The sequence below is a fragment of the Bacillus sp. MAG717A genome (genome assembly GCF_036884855.1).
Classification (GTDB): domain Bacteria; phylum Bacillota; class Bacilli; order Bacillales; family Bacillaceae; genus Bacillus; species Bacillus safensis.
The window spans coordinates 1681729-1700721 of sequence record NZ_CP145733.1 but is presented as its reverse complement, the minus strand read 5'-3'; the positions used below and the strand labels follow the sequence as shown (position 1 = coordinate 1700721).

24 protein-coding genes are annotated in these 18993 nt (G+C 41.5%); 11 read left to right on the top strand and 13 right to left on the bottom strand.

Annotated elements, in window-relative coordinates:
* Positions 1 to 25 precede the first annotated feature (25 nt).
* The gene (locus V6Z54_RS08680) at positions 26 to 283 is read right to left on the bottom strand and encodes a hypothetical protein (protein WP_024423842.1); all 258 of its coding nucleotides are present in this window, start codon (positions 281 to 283) and stop codon (positions 26 to 28) included.
* 27 nt (positions 284 to 310) lie between these two features.
* The gene (locus V6Z54_RS08675) at positions 311 to 694 is read right to left on the bottom strand and encodes a GtrA family protein (RefSeq protein WP_012011676.1); all 384 of its coding nucleotides are present in this window, start codon (positions 692 to 694) and stop codon (positions 311 to 313) included.
* A 457-nt stretch (positions 695 to 1151) separates the two neighbouring features.
* Here V6Z54_RS08675 and V6Z54_RS08670 point away from each other — a divergent pair, with 457 nt between their 5' ends.
* The 6 genes from V6Z54_RS08670 to V6Z54_RS08645 all read left to right on the top strand — a co-directional run bounded on the left by V6Z54_RS08670 (position 1152) and on the right by V6Z54_RS08645 (position 5561).
* Positions 1152 to 1292, top strand: coding sequence for an anti-repressor SinI family protein (locus V6Z54_RS08670; RefSeq protein WP_008345506.1), 141 nt, complete (start codon positions 1152 to 1154; stop codon positions 1290 to 1292).
* A gap of 300 nt (positions 1293 to 1592) precedes the next feature.
* Entirely contained in the window at positions 1593 to 2282 is a 690-nt protein-coding gene (locus V6Z54_RS08665) for a class I SAM-dependent methyltransferase (protein ID WP_041087669.1), read from the top strand.
* Positions 2275 to 2943 carry a glycosyltransferase family protein gene (locus V6Z54_RS08660; protein WP_041087668.1) on the top strand — a complete coding sequence of 223 codons (669 nt, stop codon included), beginning with the start codon at positions 2275 to 2277 and terminating at the stop codon, positions 2941 to 2943. Before V6Z54_RS08665 ends, V6Z54_RS08660 begins: the two co-directional genes overlap by 8 nt.
* A 107-nt stretch (positions 2944 to 3050) precedes the next feature.
* On the top strand, positions 3051 to 3365 hold the full coding sequence (locus V6Z54_RS08655; protein WP_024423845.1) for a DUF485 domain-containing protein: 315 nt from the start codon (positions 3051 to 3053) through the stop codon (positions 3363 to 3365).
* Complete coding sequence (locus tag V6Z54_RS08650; RefSeq protein WP_024423846.1) at positions 3362 to 4903, top strand: cation acetate symporter; 1542 nt, start codon at positions 3362 to 3364, stop codon at positions 4901 to 4903. Before V6Z54_RS08655 ends, V6Z54_RS08650 begins: the two co-directional genes overlap by 4 nt.
* A gap of 319 nt (positions 4904 to 5222) precedes the next feature.
* Positions 5223 to 5561 (top strand): DUF4288 domain-containing protein, encoded by a 339-nt coding sequence (locus V6Z54_RS08645; RefSeq protein ID WP_041087667.1) that lies wholly within the window; start codon positions 5223 to 5225, stop codon positions 5559 to 5561.
* Between the two features lie 25 nt (positions 5562 to 5586).
* Here V6Z54_RS08645 and V6Z54_RS08640 read toward each other — a convergent pair whose 3' ends face one another.
* The 4 genes from V6Z54_RS08640 to V6Z54_RS08625 form a co-directional block, all read right to left on the bottom strand.
* A complete protein-coding gene (locus tag V6Z54_RS08640; RefSeq protein ID WP_338527927.1) occupies positions 5587 to 5961 on the bottom strand; it encodes a nuclear transport factor 2 family protein in 375 nt (124 codons plus the stop codon).
* 132 nt (positions 5962 to 6093) lie between these two features.
* Entirely contained in the window at positions 6094 to 6762 is a 669-nt protein-coding gene (gene thiE, locus V6Z54_RS08635; protein ID WP_073978816.1) for a thiamine phosphate synthase, read from the bottom strand.
* Positions 6749 to 7573: a hydroxyethylthiazole kinase gene (gene thiM, locus V6Z54_RS08630; RefSeq protein ID WP_073978815.1), complete on the bottom strand. Its 825-nt coding sequence runs from the start codon at positions 7571 to 7573 to the stop codon at positions 6749 to 6751. The genes thiE and thiM overlap by 14 nt, the downstream gene beginning before the upstream one ends.
* A 17-nt stretch (positions 7574 to 7590) precedes the next feature.
* Complete coding sequence (locus tag V6Z54_RS08625) at positions 7591 to 8478, bottom strand: LysR family transcriptional regulator (protein ID WP_039182411.1); 888 nt, start codon at positions 8476 to 8478, stop codon at positions 7591 to 7593.
* 165 nt (positions 8479 to 8643) lie between these two features.
* On the opposite strand from V6Z54_RS08625, the gene V6Z54_RS08620 reads away from it, so the two are divergent.
* Positions 8644 to 9027: a CidA/LrgA family holin-like protein gene (locus V6Z54_RS08620; RefSeq protein ID WP_081378132.1), complete on the top strand. Its 384-nt coding sequence runs from the start codon at positions 8644 to 8646 to the stop codon at positions 9025 to 9027.
* On the top strand, positions 9021 to 9701 hold the full coding sequence (locus V6Z54_RS08615) for a CidB/LrgB family autolysis modulator (protein ID WP_039182414.1): 681 nt from the start codon (positions 9021 to 9023) through the stop codon (positions 9699 to 9701). Before V6Z54_RS08620 ends, V6Z54_RS08615 begins: the two co-directional genes overlap by 7 nt.
* Before the next feature lie 238 nt (positions 9702 to 9939).
* On the opposite strand, the gene V6Z54_RS08610 is transcribed toward V6Z54_RS08615, so the two are convergent.
* The gene (locus V6Z54_RS08610) at positions 9940 to 11121 is read right to left on the bottom strand and encodes a class I SAM-dependent rRNA methyltransferase (RefSeq protein WP_073978814.1); all 1182 of its coding nucleotides are present in this window, start codon (positions 11119 to 11121) and stop codon (positions 9940 to 9942) included.
* 118 nt (positions 11122 to 11239) lie between these two features.
* Here V6Z54_RS08610 and V6Z54_RS08605 point away from each other — a divergent pair, with 118 nt between their 5' ends.
* Positions 11240 to 11623, top strand: a complete 384-nt coding sequence (locus tag V6Z54_RS08605) for a VOC family protein (protein WP_024423854.1) — start codon at positions 11240 to 11242, stop codon at positions 11621 to 11623.
* A gap of 72 nt (positions 11624 to 11695) precedes the next feature.
* On the opposite strand, the gene V6Z54_RS08600 is transcribed toward V6Z54_RS08605, so the two are convergent.
* The 3 genes from V6Z54_RS08600 to V6Z54_RS08590 form a co-directional block, all read right to left on the bottom strand.
* Positions 11696 to 12424: an amino acid ABC transporter ATP-binding protein gene (locus V6Z54_RS08600; RefSeq protein WP_041087662.1), complete on the bottom strand. Its 729-nt coding sequence runs from the start codon at positions 12422 to 12424 to the stop codon at positions 11696 to 11698.
* Positions 12421 to 13065, bottom strand: coding sequence for an amino acid ABC transporter permease (locus V6Z54_RS08595; protein WP_024423856.1), 645 nt, complete (start codon positions 13063 to 13065; stop codon positions 12421 to 12423). The genes V6Z54_RS08600 and V6Z54_RS08595 overlap by 4 nt, the downstream gene beginning before the upstream one ends.
* Before the next feature lie 70 nt (positions 13066 to 13135).
* Positions 13136 to 13900, bottom strand: coding sequence for a transporter substrate-binding domain-containing protein (locus V6Z54_RS08590; RefSeq protein WP_024423857.1), 765 nt, complete (start codon positions 13898 to 13900; stop codon positions 13136 to 13138).
* A 519-nt stretch (positions 13901 to 14419) separates the two neighbouring features.
* On the opposite strand from V6Z54_RS08590, the gene V6Z54_RS08585 reads away from it, so the two are divergent.
* Both V6Z54_RS08585 and V6Z54_RS08580 read left to right on the top strand, forming a co-directional pair.
* The gene (locus V6Z54_RS08585) at positions 14420 to 15505 is read left to right on the top strand and encodes a Rap family tetratricopeptide repeat protein (protein WP_041087661.1); all 1086 of its coding nucleotides are present in this window, start codon (positions 14420 to 14422) and stop codon (positions 15503 to 15505) included.
* 19 nt (positions 15506 to 15524) lie between these two features.
* Positions 15525 to 15665 carry a hypothetical protein gene (locus V6Z54_RS08580; RefSeq protein ID WP_175297111.1) on the top strand — a complete coding sequence of 47 codons (141 nt, stop codon included), beginning with the start codon at positions 15525 to 15527 and terminating at the stop codon, positions 15663 to 15665.
* Between the two features lie 44 nt (positions 15666 to 15709).
* Here the strand turns inward: V6Z54_RS08580 and V6Z54_RS08575 are convergent, their stop codons facing one another.
* From V6Z54_RS08575 to V6Z54_RS08565, 3 genes are all read right to left on the bottom strand, one after another.
* Positions 15710 to 16342 (bottom strand): GTP pyrophosphokinase family protein, encoded by a 633-nt coding sequence (locus tag V6Z54_RS08575; RefSeq protein ID WP_039182427.1) that lies wholly within the window; start codon positions 16340 to 16342, stop codon positions 15710 to 15712.
* 92 nt (positions 16343 to 16434) lie between these two features.
* Positions 16435 to 17448, bottom strand: coding sequence for an ABC transporter permease (locus tag V6Z54_RS08570; protein ID WP_039182429.1), 1014 nt, complete (start codon positions 17446 to 17448; stop codon positions 16435 to 16437).
* Positions 17445 to 18941, bottom strand: coding sequence for a sugar ABC transporter ATP-binding protein (locus V6Z54_RS08565; protein WP_338527926.1), 1497 nt, complete (start codon positions 18939 to 18941; stop codon positions 17445 to 17447). The genes V6Z54_RS08570 and V6Z54_RS08565 overlap by 4 nt, the downstream gene beginning before the upstream one ends.
* Positions 18942 to 18993: the final 52 nt, after the last annotated feature.

Sequence of the window (18993 nt, the reverse complement as noted above, 5' to 3'; positions counted from 1 at the left end):
GCCGCTTTATCATTGGCTGCTTCTTTTACGCTTTTGACAGGTCAACATGAATTCTCCCTTGTCTTAAAACAATGGTCATTTGCGTATCAGGGGTCATTAAGTTTTCTAAAATGTCCGTTGCCGTTTGAAGCGCAATGTCCATTCGGTTGATCTTTTCCTTTTCTTGTTCCGAAAACGCTTCTGGATGTGCGGTCATTTCTTTGACTAGCCTCAGCACTTGTTCATGCTGCTTTTCTGTTTGTTGATATATGGCATCATATAAGTCGTCTGGCCTGCTGCTCATTTCACATCACCTATCTTTTTTTATGTGTTAAATCGCATCTTCTTTTGTTTTCTTGAAGACGAACCACTTACTGGCGACATAATTGACCACCACAATCACAAAGTTGACAAGAATTTTTGCGACGGTTTCATTGAGCGCCATTTGGCTCACAAATAAAATCATCAGCCCCAGATCTACACCTAGAGACATGAGACGGACACTAAAAAATGAAGAAAGCTCACGCATGAGGCTTTTTGTGTCACGAGCCTTTTGCTTGAAGACATACTTCTTATTGGTGATATAAGCAAAGAGCACAGCAAATACCCATGAAACAACCGTAGCTGTTTTGTAATCCATGGAAAACATCTCAACGAATAAATAGAAGCTGACGATATTGACAATGGTTGTACACACACCCATCACAAGATACATGACAACTTCTTGATACTTTTGAAAAAGGCTATACATGTCTTTCTTCATTCCTTCTTGGTGGTTTCTGTTTCTTTTAGAATACCATCTTGAGAAGAACTTCCCAAACGAACAATATGTACGTCCTGCAAAAGATGAAATTTGTTCTACTCGATGGCAAATGTCAGCACAATCGGTTTATATGAGTCAAATGTTTTAGGTCTTTATCATTATTTTAATTTATAATCTTTCAACTGACTTTACAATTGTTTATTATTAGAAGTAAGATTTCAATATTTATGGGTTTTTTAGTCATTTTTTTAGGGACGTGGTAGGTGATAGATTTTACAAAATAGGTTAAATGTCATCATTTTTCGACAAAAATTTATTTTGCGCTGTTTTTAACCACACGTACAGTTACTAGACGGTTTGTTCAAGTCATTGGTTGCAGTGAATATGTCTTATTGAACTGGAGGATATTATGGATACGCAAGTGAAAAGAAGAGTTGACGAAGAGTGGGTTTATTTGATTCAGGAAGCGAAAAAAATTGGACTAGGCATCGAAGAAATACAAGCTTTTTTAACATCCAACGGTGATCAGAAGATGATAAACAAACCGTAAATCAACGCCGTTATCCTTTGTCTTTCAGACTGCTTTGGCTAAAAGTTCTGACCTGTCAATTGACCTTTCGAAAATCCTTTCATGACGATACGCTACAATAATTGAACACCTCTCCATACCAATCCCTTCACTCAATGGGGTTCTGTCTTTCTATATTAGGAGGACAGTCCACTTCCCGTTCTCTATATGATTCCTTTTTAGTTGCATTCATGAAAATTGTCCTTCTCTCGTTATAAAACCAAGCTGCCCACCCATATATTAAGCATGAAAACAACGAGAAAGCAGAAAGGTGGGTAGAGCGTGAGTTCAGATTCCCTTTCGTATTATCACCAAAAAAAGGATCAGTATTATCATGGGGTAAACCCGGTCATCGTCAGTCGTATTCGCGCGGAATGGACGTCTTTGTTGGATATCGGATGCGGCACAGGCAAGCTTGGAAAAGTCCTGAAACAAAAGGGCCGAACCATCTATGGCATTGAGTCATTTGAAGACGCAGCAAAAGAGGCTGAGCAAGAGCTGGATCATGTTCTCTGTGGAAATATTGAACAGATGGCTCTCCCTTATGAACATGAACAATTTGACTGCATTATTTTCGGAGATGTCCTCGAGCACTTATTGGACCCTTGGGCCGTTTTAAAAAAGGTGAAACCCTTCCTTAAAAAAGAGGGTGCCATCTTGTCATCTATTCCAAATATCGGCCACATTTCAACGGTTTTAGAATTACTAGCCGGCAGATTTACTTATACAGATGCAGGGTTAATGGATCAAACACATCTACGCTTCTTCACGCTCCACGAAATACATGCACTCTTTCATTCAGCGGGTTTTCGCATTCGCGAATTCGAGGCTATTCGCGTACAGCATCCTTCCTATGCAAGCGTGTTGAATGATCTACATGAATTACTCATGAAACACGGCATTCGTTCTGATTTTCATGAGGCCGCTACAGCCTATCAATATGTAGTCGAGGCGGTTCCATTTCATGAGTAATCCGACCATCCTGTTTGTTTTATGTGTAAATGATGAATCGATGTTTCAAGCTTGCTTCCGGCAGCTCGCTTCGCTTCCGGCTCCTCATGGATACCATGTGGAGGTCTTACCAATCAGACAGGCATCAAGTATGACCTCTGCCTACAATGAAGCCATCACTCATCCAGCTCAGTTTAAAATTTATCTTCATCAGGATACCTTGATTGTCAAACAGCATATGCTGCTTGAGCTCATCCCCCTTTTTTTACAAAATCCATCACTTGGCATGGTTGGCGTGATTGGAGCAGAAAGCGTGCCCGACAATGGAATTTGGTGGGAGAGTGCTGATTGCAGGGGTAAAGTCATTGAATATCGCTACGACACCTATCAGCTGCTTTCGTTTGAAGGAGACCGTCAGCAGCCCGAAGTGCAAGATTATATCAAAGCTGCGGCTATTGATGGTCTATTCATGGCAACACAATACGATGTGAGGTGGCGTGAGGACCTCTTTGACGGCTTTCATTTTTATGATGTCTCGCAGTCCTTTGAATTCTCTCAGCAGGGCTATGAAGTTGGAATTGCAAAACAAGAAGAGCCTTGGTGTATTCATAAATGCGGAGATCATTTTGATGCAAAAGCATATGAAAAAGCGAGAGAACAATTTCTTGCAAATTATCGATAGAAAGCACCCTTTTCGGGTGCCTTTTTTATGATATACTGTCATAAACAGCCAGATCGTCTCATATGCATTGGAGTACCTTGTCCCTAATTCGTACAAAGGAGGAAACAATGGCAGACAAAAAAGTTCATTATAAGAAGGTTGCCGCTTCAGAGGATTTTCGAAAACTTCTTGAGGAAAAACGCAGATTTATCGTACCGATGACGATTTTCTTTTTTCTCTTTTACTTTTCACTTCCGGTTGCTACATCCTACTTCACCTTTTTGAACACGCCGGCAATTGGCGCGATCTCATGGGCTTGGTTATTCGCCCTCACACAATTTGTCATGACCTGGGTTTTATGTGGACTTTATGCAAAAAAAGCAGCTAAGTTCGACAATTATGTAAGCGCTTTAAAAACTGAATCAAGAGGTGATGACGAATGAGCATGACCGCTTTTATTTTGTTCGTAGCGATCGTAGGTCTCACATTGGTCATCACATATTTTGCTGCGAAAAAAACAAGCAATGCGAGTGATTTTTACACAGCAGGCGGAGGTCTGACTGGGTTTCAAAACGGCCTTGCCATTGCTGGCGACTATATGTCTGCTGCATCATTTTTAGGGATTGCTGGAATGATCGCGTTAAACGGATTTGACGGTTTTTTCTATAGCATTGGTTTTCTAGTAGCGTATCTTGTCGTTCTTTACGTTGTGGCTGAACCGCTACGAAATCTAGGGAAATATACGATGGCCGATATGATCGCTGCACGATTTAAGCGCCCTGCCATTCGAGGGGTTGCCGCCTTTAATACCATTACAGTCTCCACTTTTTATATGATTGCACAGCTTGTTGGAGCAGGTGCATTAATCAAGCTGCTTCTTGGCATTGATTACTGGATCGCAGTGCTGATCGTGGGTGTCCTGATGACCATTTATGTCGTGTTTGGCGGCATGATTGCGACCAGCTGGGTACAAATCACAAAGGCTGTGCTTCTCATGCTTGGGACGCTCATTATTTCTCTGCTTGTGTTTGCAAAGTTTGATTTTAGTCTGCTGAAGATGTTTGAACAGATGAAAACTGCAACCCCGCTTGGTGAATCGTTTCTTCACCCGGGAAATAAATATGATGTGCCTTTAGAAACCTTGTCTCTTAACCTCGCCTTAGTGCTTGGGACAGCAGGTTTGCCGCACATTTTGATCCGTTTTTACACAGTAAAGGATGCGATTTCTGCGCGAAAATCGGTTCTTTCTGCTACTTGGATCATCGGGATTTTTTATTTAATGACGGTTTTCCTTGGCTTCGGTGCTGCTGCCTTTGTTGGAACAGAAGCGATCACAGCAGCAGATGCAGCCGGAAATATGGCCGCGCCTCTTCTGGCACAAGCCCTTGGAGGAGATTTATTATTTGCCTTTGTTTCCGCTATCGCTTTTGCGACCATATTGGCAGTGGTGACTGGTCTTGTTTTATCCGCCGCGTCAGCTTTTGCCCATGACTTTTATAGTCAGATTATCCGCAAAGGAAAAGCGAGTGAGCGGGAGCAGGTGAAGGCGGCACGCTTTGCTTCAATCGGCGTGGCGATCCTCTCCATCATTCTTGCATTATTTGCCCAGTCCTTAAACGTCGCTTTTCTTGTGTCTCTTGCCTTCGCAGTCGCAGCGAGTGCGAATTTACCTTTGATTATCTTCACTGTTTTTTGGAAACGTTTTAACTCTACGGGTGCCATTGCCGGAAGCTTAACAGGCCTTCTGAGTGCACTGATCATCGTCTCGCTCAGCCCAAGCGTTTGGGACCCATCAGGAGCAGCCATCTTCACAGGAGAGCCGCTCATCCCGCTGTCGAACCCTGGGATTATCTCGATTCCACTCGGATTCCTTGCCGCATACTTAGGCACGATATTCTCGTCTGAAAAAGCAGATGAAGACACCTTTACGGAAATTCAAGTAAAGGCACATACAGGCATGCATATGGATACTGATTCATAAGGAAAAGCCGGCTGCTTAGCCGGCTTTTTTGTGTTCTTCTGTTCAAGTCTCAGTAAGGTATAAATTGGCTTTTCAACTTATTTTTATACTTCTCTAATCTGGCAACCCTTCTAAACGTGATGAGAGAGCAGCATGTAATGATGATTAACAGAATTTCATGAACTTCCCCTATGTTATCAACCACATTCTTCATCTCTATCCCTCCCCGTAATGAATCTATTTATCGTTATGAATTCCCTGCAAGATGTCATTCCTATGTTATCATGTTATACACATACTGGAAATTATTTAAATCGACACGAAAGAAGTGGGATGACGTATGCAAAGGATTTATTCTGCAAAATTATTATTCGAATCCATCTCATCACCAAGCAATATTCCCGATAAAATCTTTGAAGAACGAATCGTCTTGGTAAAAGCTAAGAACCAACGTCAAGTGAAGGAAATAGTCAAACAAGGCTTCCCAGAGGAAACCTATGATAATGCCGAAGGTGGCCAAACTAACATAAAATTAGCAGCCATTCTAGATATTTTTGAGCTTGTAGATCACTTAGAGCAAAAATCACTACACTTGAGTGAAGTATACAGCCGCCACCTTATTTTTGATGAAGAAACTTCTGTTCAAGAAGCCATCGAGGCCTATTCTTTAGACAAATAAAAAAGCCGGCTGCTCAGCCGGCTTTTTAATAGCGCTGGAATAACTCTGGGTTTTTCGGAACGTTTTCTAAATAAACGATCTTCCCTTGGTCGTCCAGCTCTGCGATATCAATTCCTTCTCCTGTATAGACACGGCCATCCGAAAGCTTTCCGCACACGGCCCAGTTTGTTTCATACTTTCCATCTGCTCTTTTAATCCATCCATCCCACATATGCTTAATGTCATCATGTACGTGGAAAAATGTGTTCAAAAATTGTGTGAATGCTTGGATTCCAGGCTTCTGGGCGCCATTTAAGACAATCATGACATCGTCAGAAAACAATGCCAGCAATTCATCCAGCTGCTCCTGCCCTTTTCCTGCTTCATCGTATCGGCGAAAATACGTATCGAGCACTTCCATGTTCATTCTCCTTTATTTACATATCATTTCGAAAACAATCGAACTATATAATTGTACACAATTGTTTCTCGCCTGTCTATTTCACCGACATAAGAAAAGACATGAATTGATTCAATCCATGTCTCCTTCAGATCAAAGAGATGCTTTTTCTTCTTCAACAAGTGATTTCAGCTTTTCTGCTGCTTTTTTTGGATCGGTGCTCTGGCTAATGGCGCTAATGATGCTAATGCCATCTGCCCCCGCTTGTATGACTGGAGCCGCATTGTCGTATGTGATCCCTCCGATACCCACAATCGGAATTTGAAGGCCATGACGGCGGACTTCAGTGATCAAAGACACCCCCTGGACACTGCGTGTATCCTTTTTCGTTTCCGTTGGATAGACTGGGCCCATCCCGACATAATCTGCTCCGTCTTTCATGGCTTGTTTCACTTCATCTAAGTTATGCGTCGACACGCCTAATATTTTATTCCCGATCCTTTGTCTGACGTCTTGTGCGTTTGTGTCTTCCTGTCCAACATGAACGCCATCTGCATCAAGATCAATCGCTAGTTGTACATCATCATTCACAATAAAAGGAACATTTGCTTCTTGGCAAAGCGCTTGAATTTGACGAGCCAATTGTTTCTTCTCTTCACCCTGCAAGGCTTTTTCACCCTTTTCACGAAATTGAAACATGGTGATTCCTCCTTGAATGGCCTCTTTCACAACATCAAGCGGCTGTCTCGTTGAATTTGCTGTTCCCATAATAAAATAAACCGATAATTGCTGTTTGATTTGCTGTTGATCAGCCTTTGTCATGTGAAACTCCCCCTAATTTCCCTAGTGTCAGCACATCATCGCCGGTTGTGTGTGATAGTGCGTTTAACAATTCCATTTGAAAGGTTCCCGGTCCTTTATCCTTTGTGTGCAGAGCAGCCTTTTCAGCTGCCACACCATAAAACAGCAATGCAGCGGCCGACGCATGAAGCGGCCGTTCACCTGCTGCACAAAATGCTCCAATGATAGATGTCAGCAAACAGCCGGTTCCTGTCACCTTGGTGAGCCATTCATGTCCATTATGAATGGACAACACCTCATCTCCATCTGACACCACATCGACTTTTCCTGTGATCACCACTATTGTCTGAAGTACAATGGACGCTTGTTTGGCTAATGCCGATACATCTCCATTCGCCGCTTTCGCATCAACGCCTTTTGACTCCCAGCCATCCACTCCAAGTAAATGAGCCACCTCAGCAGCATTCCCTCGGACAACGGTCATTTTTACTTTCTCTAACAGCTGTTTAGCCGCATTCGCTCGAAACGTTGTCGCACCGACGCCGACAGGATCTAACAAAACAGGTACACCTTTTTCATTGGCGGCTTGTCCAGCGAGAATCATGGCTTCCACCGTCTCCTTGGTCAGTGTGCCAATATTAATCACAAGTGCATCCGCTAATTGTGCCATTTCAGCCACTTCTTCTTTGGCGTTTGCCATGACTGGCGAAGCACCTAAAGCAAGCAGTCCATTCGCTGTGAAATTCGTCACGACTTGATTCGTGATATTATGAACGAGTGGATTTTCCTCTCGAACCTTCTCCAATAAATGAGACGCGCGGCTTGTTTTCATCTGTATCATCCTCCCTTTTACTCTGCATCCCACACGTAAGATTTCGTATGCTTTAACCATTCTCTTGCCGCAAACGACAAATAACGGTCTTTTCGCCAAATGACACCTAAATGCCACGGGATCGATGGGTTTAGGGAAATGACCTTTACCTTTTCAGGATCAAGATCACGGCAGATTCGTTCTGGCAGAAGTCCAATCCCTAAGTTTTCAGCTACCATTTCACTAATGAAATCCCACTGAGACGTTTCATAAATGACATTTGGCCGGAATCCCGCATTCATACATTCATTCAAAATCCGGCTGTGCAGAACAAAATCTTCTCTAAAGAAAATAAACGACTCTTCCCTTAAATCAGCTAAATGTACCTCCTCACGACCGGCCATCGGATGGGATGGATGCGTCACGAGCTTCATGTTCTCTTTAATAATGGTGTACGTATGAAAAATTTTATCATTTGCAGGCAGAACAATGACACCAATATCTAACGACCCATCCTCGACCCCTTCCTCTACTTTAATGGAGCCGTGCTCGACCAATTGAAATGTGACATCTGGATATTGCTGGCGGAATTCACCCATGACATTTGGGAAGAAACTTGACCCAATCATCGGGGGCAGTCCAATTCGAATATGCCCTTTTTTCACATTCATTAAATCATTTAATTCGCTCGTTAAATTCTGAAATGACTGTGTGATTTCACTCGCCTGTGTATACATGGTTTGGCCAGCATCTGTCATTTCAACCTGCCGTCCATTTCGGTAAAACAACTGCACCCCCAGCTCATCCTCCAGGTTTTTGACCATCTTGGAAATGGTCGGCTGTGATACGTAAAGGGACTGCGATGCTTTCGTGAAGCTCTTTAACCTTGCCACTTCTAAGAAATATGTTAAATGTCTGATGTCCACATGCTTCATCCTTCCTATAGACAAAAGGAATAATTACTATTCAATATATGTATTTTACCTATAACTGAACGTGCTGTACACTTTAAAGTAAGCTCATCAATTGGAACGTTGTCATGTTTTTGTGAAACACTGAACAATTTATATAGAAAAAGGAGTGAACAGAAAGTGAAATTGCTCAAAACGCCGCTGATTGCTGCCCTTCAGATTATGGTCTTGTTTATTTTTGCGAAATTCATGAATGTGCTGGCGGCCTTTTTGCATTTAAGAATCCCGGGCACGATCTTAGGCATTCTTGTCATTTTCTTATTACTTCATTTTAAGATCATTCAATTAAAATGGATAGAACTTGGCGCCGTATGGCTGCTCGGAGAACTGCTGCTTTTCTTTATTCCATCAGCAGTTGGTGTCATTGATTATGGAAAACTGCTTTCTCAATCTGGCACAAGTATTGTCCTTGTCGTCTTACTTAGTACGTTTGTGGTCATGCTTTCAACTGGTATCATGACGCAAATGATTGCGAAACGAAAGGAGCGAAAAAAGCTATGTTAGTTGGCGGACTATTTCTGATTTTAACTGTTCTTTTATATCTCGGATCAAAAGCGGTGTACAAACGGCATCCAAAGGTTTATGTCTCACCATTACTTGTCACTCCGCTTGTTCTTGTCGTCTTGCTGTTAATCGTCAACATTCCTTACGATGCTTACAATCAAGGCGGGAAATGGCTCACGAATATGCTGCAGCCTGCGACTGTTGCTTTTGCCATTCCTTTATATAAGTATTTTCATATCCTGAAGAAGCATGCAGTGGAAATTCTTTTGAATGTGGCTTGCGGCTCTATCATTGCGATTTTATCTACGGCATTTATCGCCAAGTTATTTCATCTAGACACAGGCCTTATTGAGAGCCTTGTCCCAAGATCGGTCACAACACCTGTAGCAATGAGTGTGTCAGAAATGATCGGCGGCATGCCGTCCGTTACGGCTGTCTTTGTCATTTTAACCGCACTGTTTGGATCGATTATCGGTCCAATGGTGATCCGTTACTTCCGCATCGATAATGACATTGCCATGGGCGTCCTGCTTGGAACAGGTGCACACGGTGCAGGAACATCGAAAGCCTTTGAAATGAGCTCCGTCTCAGGGACGATCTCAAGTGTATCGATGATTATTTCAGCCATTATTACATTATGTGCAGCGCCGATCCTCATGTCGTTTGCCTTATAAAAAAAGCTATTTCCCTTATAGGAAATAGCTTTTAGATTGTTGACAAAGTGCTAAAATGTTCTTTATTTTAGCACTTTGTCTTCTTTTCAGCGTGATAGAAAACCTTTGCAGTCTAGGAAGGACGAGTACCGGAGCGGAGCGAATTTGACATTCGTGAGCACCGGAGCGCAGACCTGCGGGCGAATGCGAGGGTTTGTCTACACGCTGAAAGCCATTCCTTATCGGAAATGGCTTTTTCTTATGCTTGTATGAAGACAACCTTTAAATAGTTTCCTTCAGGATAATTCTTCGTTGTACGGAAATCCTCAGGAAGTGTATATTCTTCAAGTATCCGATAGCTTTGCCCTGATTCTTTAAAGGCCTGCGCAATAAACCCTTTAAATTTCTTCATGCCAAATGCACTGCTATTCGTTGATGCCACAATGACGCCGTTCTCAGCTGTGATTTGCATGGCTTCTTTTAATAGCTTCTTATAATCCTTCGCCGCACTGAATGTGTGCTTTTTCGTTCGTGCAAAGGAAGGCGGGTCTAAGATGACGAGATCATATGTCCAGCCTTTTTTAGCTGCAAACGGAAAATATTTAAAGACATCCATGACTTTGATATCCTGCCCGTCCAAATCAATATCATTGACTTCAAACTGCTCAGATGTTTTTTTCAAGCTGCGATTTGCAACATCCACACTTGTCGTACGGCTCGCTCCACCAAGCGCAGCTGCTACTGAGAAAGCACCTGTGTAAGAAAACGTATTGAGCACAGTCTTTCCCTTTGCATAACGATCTCGAATCGCTTTTCTCACATGACGCTGATCAAGGAAAATGCCCGTCATCGCACCATCATTTAAGTAAACTGCTACGTTCATGCCGTTTTCTTTCACAATGAGAGGAAATTCACCTTTCTCTCCCTTCACAAAATCATCATCTTCTATATACTGTCCAGACGTATCAAATCGTTTCTTCTCATAAATACCTTTATAGTCTGGATAGACGTGCTCGAGTGCAGCCAATACTTCTGCCTTTAATGTATAGACTCCTTCGCTATACCATTGGATGAGGTAGAATCCGTCATAATGATCAATCGTGACACCGCCAATACCATCCCCTTCTCCGTTGAACACACGAAAAGCAGTCGTCTGTGCATCACGAAATAAATGCGTTCTGCTTTTCGCTGCCTGCTCAAGCCTAGAGACAAAAAAAGCTTGATCTATTTTTTCGTTATCATCAAAGGTTAGAACCCAGCCGATTCCTTTATTTTGTACACCATAATACCCTTTTCCTAAAAAAGCGCCTCGCTCATCCACCCATTCAATGAGCTCGCCTTCCCGTACACCGTTCACATGCGATACCGCATCTTTGGAAATGAGCGGATATCCCTTTTTCACTTGTTCCGCAAATGTTTGTTTTAATGAGATTTTTTTCATTTGTGTCATCCTTATCCTAAATTGACTCTCTCTATCCTACCATATGAATGTATACGTTACTTCTATTATGATAAGATGAGGAGAAAAATATCAACATGACATAGAGGAGGCACTTCTTTTGACGACATTACGCTTAGATCATACAGGTATTATGGTTTCGAATATTGATCAATCGATTGATTTTTATGAAAAAGTGGTGGGGATGAAATTAAAGGACCGCATCACTCATACAAATGGAGTGATTGAGCTTGCATTTCTCGGTTTTAAAGATGAAACCGAAACGGAAATTGAGCTCATCCAAGGCTACAGCAGTGACCTGCCATCTGAAGGGAAGGTCCATCATCTCGCCTTCACAACAGACAATATTCACGCTGAATTCAATCGTATTCAAAAGCTGCAAATTGAATTAATCGATGAAGAAATCACGACATTACCAAATGGATATTGCTACTTCTTTTTCAGAGGACCAGACCAAGAATGGATCGAATTCTTCCAGCGCTAATATTTCCTAGGAAATCTATCTCCCATTTATTCATAAAAAAGAGTAAGAGCATATACAATGCCCTTACTCTTTTTATAACACTTTACTAAGAAATGATTTTGTACGCTCATGCTGCGGGTTTCCAAAGAGGGCTTCCGGTTTGTCTTCCTCGACAATATATCCGCCATCCATAAAGATGACACGGTCTCCTACCTCTCTTGCAAAGCCCATTTCATGTGTCACCACAATCATGGTCATGCCTTCGACAGCTAATTGTTTCATTACAGCTAATACATCCCCCACAACTTCAGGATCAAGAGCTGATGTCGGCTCATCGAATAATAGTACTTTCGGATCCATTGCCAATGCTCTTGCAATGGCGACACGCTGTTTTTGTCCACCGGATAATTGGTTAGGGTAGCTTTGGGCTTTGTCTTTTAAGCCGACTTTTTCAAGCAAGTCTAACGCTTTTTCGGCCGCTGCCTTCTTTTCAATGCCTTTTACCTTTATCGGTGCGATCGTAATGTTTTCTAAAACGGTTTTATGAGGGAATAAATTAAAGTGCTGAAACACCATGCCTACTTCTTGTCGTACTTTATTGATATTTACCTTTGGGTCCGTAATCGTGTGTCCGTGGACAATGACTTCTCCAGCAGTGATATCTTCTAATTTATTGAGGCATCTTAGAAACGTGCTTTTCCCTGATCCAGAAGGACCAATGACGCACACTACTTCCTTTTCCTCGATGACTGCATTAATATCCTTTAAGACTTCGTGATCGCCAAAGGATTTCTTTAAGTTTTTCACCGTAATCATACTCATTTGATATCAAATCTCCTTTCTGCGTAGCTAGCCAGTAGAGAAAGTAAATAAATGATCACGAAATAAATGACACCGACAATGAGCCAGACATTCAATGGATCAAATGTAGCCGATGCTTGAACTTGTCCTCGCTGCATAATATCGGCAATCCCGATAATAGATAAGAGAGATGTATCCTTCAAGCTGATGATGGCCTGGTTTGTAATCGCTGGGAGCATGCGGCGGAATGCCTGCGGAAGGACGATAAAGCGCATGTTTTGTCCCCCTGTAAAGCCTAATGAGCGCGCAGCTTCTGTTTGCCCTTTATCAATGGACTGAATCCCTGCACGAATAATTTCTGAGAAATAAGCGCCTGCATTAATCGCTACTGTAATAATACCTGCGGGCACTCGATCAAGCGAAATGAATTCAAGTGTATTCAAACCAAAATAAATGAAGAATAGCTGTACGATAAATGGTGTGCCTCGAATGGCATTCACAAAGACGAGTGCGATGAAATTTAAAATTTTAAATGGTGACAGACGGAATAATGCCACAATTAACCCGATGATAAAACCTAAAATGATGGCAACAACAAAGATATATAAAGTGGTTTGCAAACCATCCATTAAATATGGAAATGCATTAATAATTGTATCCATGTTTCTCCCTCCCTAATTCACATACGGCTGACACATAAAGAAAGCGCGCTCGGAGCGCGCCTCGCTTGTGTTATGACTTCAAATATTTATCAATAATTTTGTCATATTCACCGTTTTTCTTTAGGTTCTCCAGACCTTTATTGATTTTCTTCAATAGGTCTTGATTTTTCCCCTTCATGACAGAGATACCATACTGGTCTCCATTCAAGCGGTCTCCAACTGTTTTCAATTTTAAATCTTGTTGTGCGATCGCATACGTAATGACAGGATAATCCTCAATTAAGGCATCTGCATTTCCGTTTGATACTTCCTGGAACATAGATGGGCTGTCATTAAATTGAACGACTTCATACCCATATTTATCTGCGTTATCAGATGCGAACTTTGCACCAGTCGTCCCGTTTTTAACAGCTAGCTTTTTCCCCTTTAAATCATTAATTGATTTGATACTGCTGTCCTTTTTCACAACAACTGTCAGCCCAGCGTCGAAGTAAGGATCTGAGAAATCTACTTTCTTCTTACGCTCATCTGTAATACTCATCCCGCCCATTCCAACATCAAGCTGTCCTGCCTGCATTGCTGGAATGATACCTGAGAAGTCCATAGCTTCCAGCTTCACTTTGAAACCTTGATCTTTCGCGATTGCATTAATTAAATCAACGTCTATGCCTTCATATTTACCGCCCTTTTCAAATTCAAATGGCGGATACGTTGTATCTATCCCAATTTTATATGTGCCTTTGCCTTCTCCCGAACCACTGTCCGACTTTGATCCACAGGCTGCCATGACAAGCACAACAATTAGTCCCATGATCAATAACATCGATTTCTTCATAAAACACGACCCCCATTGTCAGTTTTGTCTAAATATTCGCAATAACAATAATACTATAACACGCTAAAGCTATAGTGTGTGATATTTTTTATCAATACCAAAGATCCATACAATTCTAGATCAATAGTCTCTTTAAATTTTACTTTTTTGCGAATAACTCATTTTATTCTAAAAGAAGAGTCATTCACAATTATAATGTAAGATAATCTTACAAAAAAATGAGGCAGCACCTTGATAAATGATGTTTCTTTCTAGTATACGAAAGCAAACTCAACAACCGGCTTCCTCTCTTTATTGATATTGTAGTATATTTTTTTCAAAACCCTCTTTTTACCTAAAAATATGTAAGCGTATACAAAATGTCACTGTCTCCCTATTTCTTTCACTACTGGTTGAATTTACATCAAAAAACATGTTTTACAAACTGCATGAGAGAGCTTAAAATATAAGAAGATACTGGAATATGGAAAGTTGATTCAAAAGAACGGATTTTGATAGATGAAGAAAGGAGGATATGAATTGGCAGAAGCAGGTGTTTTGTCGTCCGTTGATGTAGCAAATATGCTCAATGATTGGTATGTCATGATGAAAAAAAGAGAGATACAAGGTGCCATCCAGTTAAAAGAAGACATTCTTCAAGCGTTTGATCGAATGGAAGAAAATCAAGACGTCTTACTTTACTATCAACTGCTAGAGTACCGTTTTAAAGATCTAATAGAAGATACAGCTTCGTTAGATCATAGTCTTTTTGTTGATGAAAATGCCATCCGTACGGATGATATGCTCAGCTATTATTTCTATTTCTTTAAAGGGATGTATGAAATGCGCAGAGGCAATCAGGATACAGCATTTCACCATTTAAAATTGGCCGAGGATAAATTAGATCTCGTGCACGATGACATTGAAAAAGCCGAATTTCATTATAAAACAGGGTGTCTTTACTATAATATTAGGTCCACGCTTCTCTCTATCCACCACTTAAAGATGGCTTCATCTATTTACGACGCAGATCCATGTTATGTGAAAAAATCAATCAGCTGTCAAATGATGCTTGCTTTGAATTATGCGGATCAGTCGAAATATGATGAGGCAGAATCGTTGTTCGAAGAAGTAATTCATTCACTAGAACAGATAGAAGATCCAGATTTACTTGGACACGCCTATTGCAATGCAGCCTTTATTAAAAGTCTAAGAAATGAATACAGTGAAGCTGTGCCACTCCTAGAAAAGGCTTTAATGATAGAAACATTCGAAACCTCTTCTCCAGGCGGCTATTTACTTGCCATGTACGCCTACACAAAAGCACTATTTAAGCTGAAAAAGCCAGGTTTGTTCCACTATTATGTACAGCTTTCACTTCAAAAAGCAGAAAATTTAAAACAACGAAACATTTCACTTAAATTATCCATTTTAGAAACACTTATGATTCAGCCAGACAACATGATTGAGCAAATCAAGTCTTATTGTGATCAATTAGAATCGATGAATTTCCTTGTTGACCTTGAAGCTATTTGTCAGGATGCAGCTGCTTACTTAATGGATCTTGGACTTCATGAAGAATCCTCTTATTTTAGAAACAAGGCGTTGTCCTTAAAAACTTGTTAAGAAAATGGAGTGATGTATGATGAAGAAATGGCTTATCACAAGTGCGATTTTAACCCTCTTGATAACAGGTGTTTCTGTTGGTACTTCCATTCAAAAAGACAGCCAAACTGCACAATCTCAAGATATCATTCAACAAAGAGACCGTGGAACCAATCCTTAATATGAAAAAAGCAGCTGTTTTGATCACAGCTGCTTTTTTATGTGTTAATCAATTTCTCGTTTGATATTTTGCATTTTTTCATCTAAGTAATGGGCAATATCTGCGGCTTCCTTCAGTTCATCAGTCAGTTGATGAGGAACATCGTTTTGCAGTTTATAATAGATTTTATGCTCTAGACTCGCCCAAAAATCCATCGCTATGGTCCGCACCTGAATCTCAACCTTTACATACTCCACTCGATTCGTTAAGTAAACAGGTATCTCAACAATTAAGTGAAGACTTCTGTAGCCATTTGGTTTCGGATGTTGAATGTAGTCCTTCACTTCAAGAATTTTTAAATCCTCTCTTTGCCTCAATACATCCATAATATTATAGATATCTTGAATAAAAGAACAGATGATGCGGACACCTGCGATATCATGGATATGCTCCTTGGCACATTGTGTCGTGATATCGCATCCTTTTCTTGCTAGTTTATTCACTATGCTTTCAAAGGATTTGATCCGTGATTTTGTATGCTCTATAGGGTTATGTCCATGGATTAAATTATACTCCTGGCTGATAATCGAAAACTTTGTATCCATTTCATCTAATGCAAATTTATATACTAATAGTTCATTTTTCCAGTCTTCCATGACATTTTTCAAATCTTCAACATGAGTTGCTGACATATTCATTTTCTTTGTCATCTCCTTTTGGGAAACGGCAGCTGCACCGCTTTCCGTTTACTAGACGGAGAGAGGACTCGAATGGTTTTAAAAAAAAGCAGTTAGCCTCGTTGTTTGTAATATGTCAGCGCCAGTGCAAGAGCCAGCACAGAACCTTTCACAATATCCATTGCATAATAAGGAACAGACATCATCACAAGCCCATTTTGTAAGATCCCGATGAGTACAGCCCCGATAAAAGTACCAAATGCGTTTGGCTTACCTGCTCCCATGACCGAAAAGCCGATAAAAGCAGCCGCTACTCCATCCATTAAATATGGTGCACCAGCATTAATTTCTGCTGTCATCACCCTTGATGCCAGCACGATACCTCCGATCGCTGCAAATAACGCAGAAAGCAGATAGGCCGCAATTTTGTATTTGTTCACATGAATGCCAGACAATCGAGCCGCTTCCTTATTCCCACCGATGATGTACATGAATCTGCCATGCTTTGTGTAGGTCATGAAAACATGCGCAAATAGAACAATGGCAGCCATAATGAGAATGATATATGGCACCTGTCCGATTTTGCTAAAAAAGGCAGGGATCGTTCCCGTTGAAAACGTGCCATCGGGCAGCACCATATTTTCAGAAATGGTCGCCCCTTTCGTATACGTTTGAGCCAGCCCTTGAATGATAAACATCATGGCTAATGTCATAAGCATATCTGGAATTTTCATTTTGACGATCATCCATGCATTTAACAGACCAACAATGATAGAAGCCGCTAGTGCAGAAAGGATTGCAATCAGTGGGTTTTGCGAGAACCATACGAACATAGAAATGACAATGGCATTTGACAGCGTAGCGACTGATCCAACTGATAAATCAAAACCGTTTACTGCCAATGAGATGGTTAAACCCACCGCAATGATGGTCACAATTGAGATAGACCGTAAAATATTGATGATATTTCCCGATTGCAAAAACGCTGGATTCGCTGCCGCAAATACCACAATCAACACAACAATGGTTAAAATCGTCCCATATCGATAAAAGAAATCAAACAGATGAAAGGATGGCCGCTGTTTTTTGATTTGCTGCACAGGGGCTGGAATTTGTTGTTCGCTCATGATTGTCCTCCTGTTGAATGATATAAAAGCTCCTCTTCAGTCGTCGGTGCAGTCATTTCCCGGGCAATGCTGCCATCATATAAAACGTATACTCGGTCAGCGATACCTGCAATCTCTGACAGCTCACTCGACGCATAAATGACAGATTTTCCGCGGGCGGCAAGCTCTGCGATCAAAGTGAAAATATCTTTTTTCGCTCCAACGTCTACACCTTTAGTTGGTTCATCAAAGAGATACACATCTGCCTCAGCCAGCAGCCATTTTCCGATGGCAACCTTTTGCTGATTTCCACCAGATAGGTGCTTCACCTTTGCTTCAAGAGACGGCGTTTTGACACCAAGCCGTTTGACGATGTCGTCTGCTCCCTGCTTTTCCTTCGAACGATGTAAGAAGCTGAATATCCGTGAAAATGATTGAAGACTTGCAGCCGTTAAGTTCCACCCCACGCTCTCTTCAGTCAGAATCCCTTCTTTTCTCCGCTCTTCAGGCACAAGGGCTATTCCAGCTTTCACAGCTTGATGAGGTGATGTGATGTGAATGGTTTGACCATGCAGCTGCACGATCCCTGTCTTTTTTTCTGTGGCACCGAAAAGGGCTTTGCACAATTCTGTTTTTCCAGCACCGACAAGTCCTGCGATCCCGAGAATTTCTCCTTTTTTGACATAAAAGTGAATGTTGTTTAATTTTTGTTGATCGTTTAGTTCTTTCACTTCCAGCACAATAGGTGCATCTTTCAGTGGCCTGCGAGACGGGAATTGCTCCTCTAATGGTGCACCTAGCATTTCTTCAATGACTTTCTGAGGATTTGTGTCTTTGACAAGGTGAGCTGCGACATCCGTTCCATTTCGCATCACTGTCAGTTCATCACAGATGGTAAAAATTTCGGGCATGCGATGGGAGATAAACACGATCCCTGTCCCATGCTGTTTCAGCCGATCAATCATTGAGAATAATTTGCTTGTTTCTGCATGACTAAGCGGAGCTGTTGGTTCATCTAAGATTAAAATGCTGCATTGAATGGAAAAGGCCTTAGCAATGAGCACCATCTGTTTTTCAGCAAGGGTCAGATCGCTGACAAGTCTTTTTGTGGAGATGTCGATGTCCATTTCTTTTAATAGCTGAGCCGCCTTGCGATGCAGCTCTTTCCAGCTGACAAATGTTTTTTTCTCAATCTCATGCATCATCATATTCTCGCCAACACTTAAGTAGGGAACAAGAGCCGTATCCACTTCTTGATGGACCGTCTGCACACCATATGAGGATGCATCCTTTGGGGTTTGAATGGTTGCCGCCTGGCCATTGATGTGGATGGTTCCGTCGAAGTGGGAATGAGCGCCAGAAAGAACTTTCATTAACGTGGACTTCCCAGCACCATTCGCTCCAATTAGTGCATGGACCGTCCCTTTTTTTAATGTGAAATTCACTTGATCTAAAGCTTTGACCCCTGGGAATTCAATTGAAATATTTTTCATACGAACAAGCGGCGCTGTCATAGGTGTCCTCCTTCTCTTGATATCATCTGAAAAACGAAACACCCTCTATGGA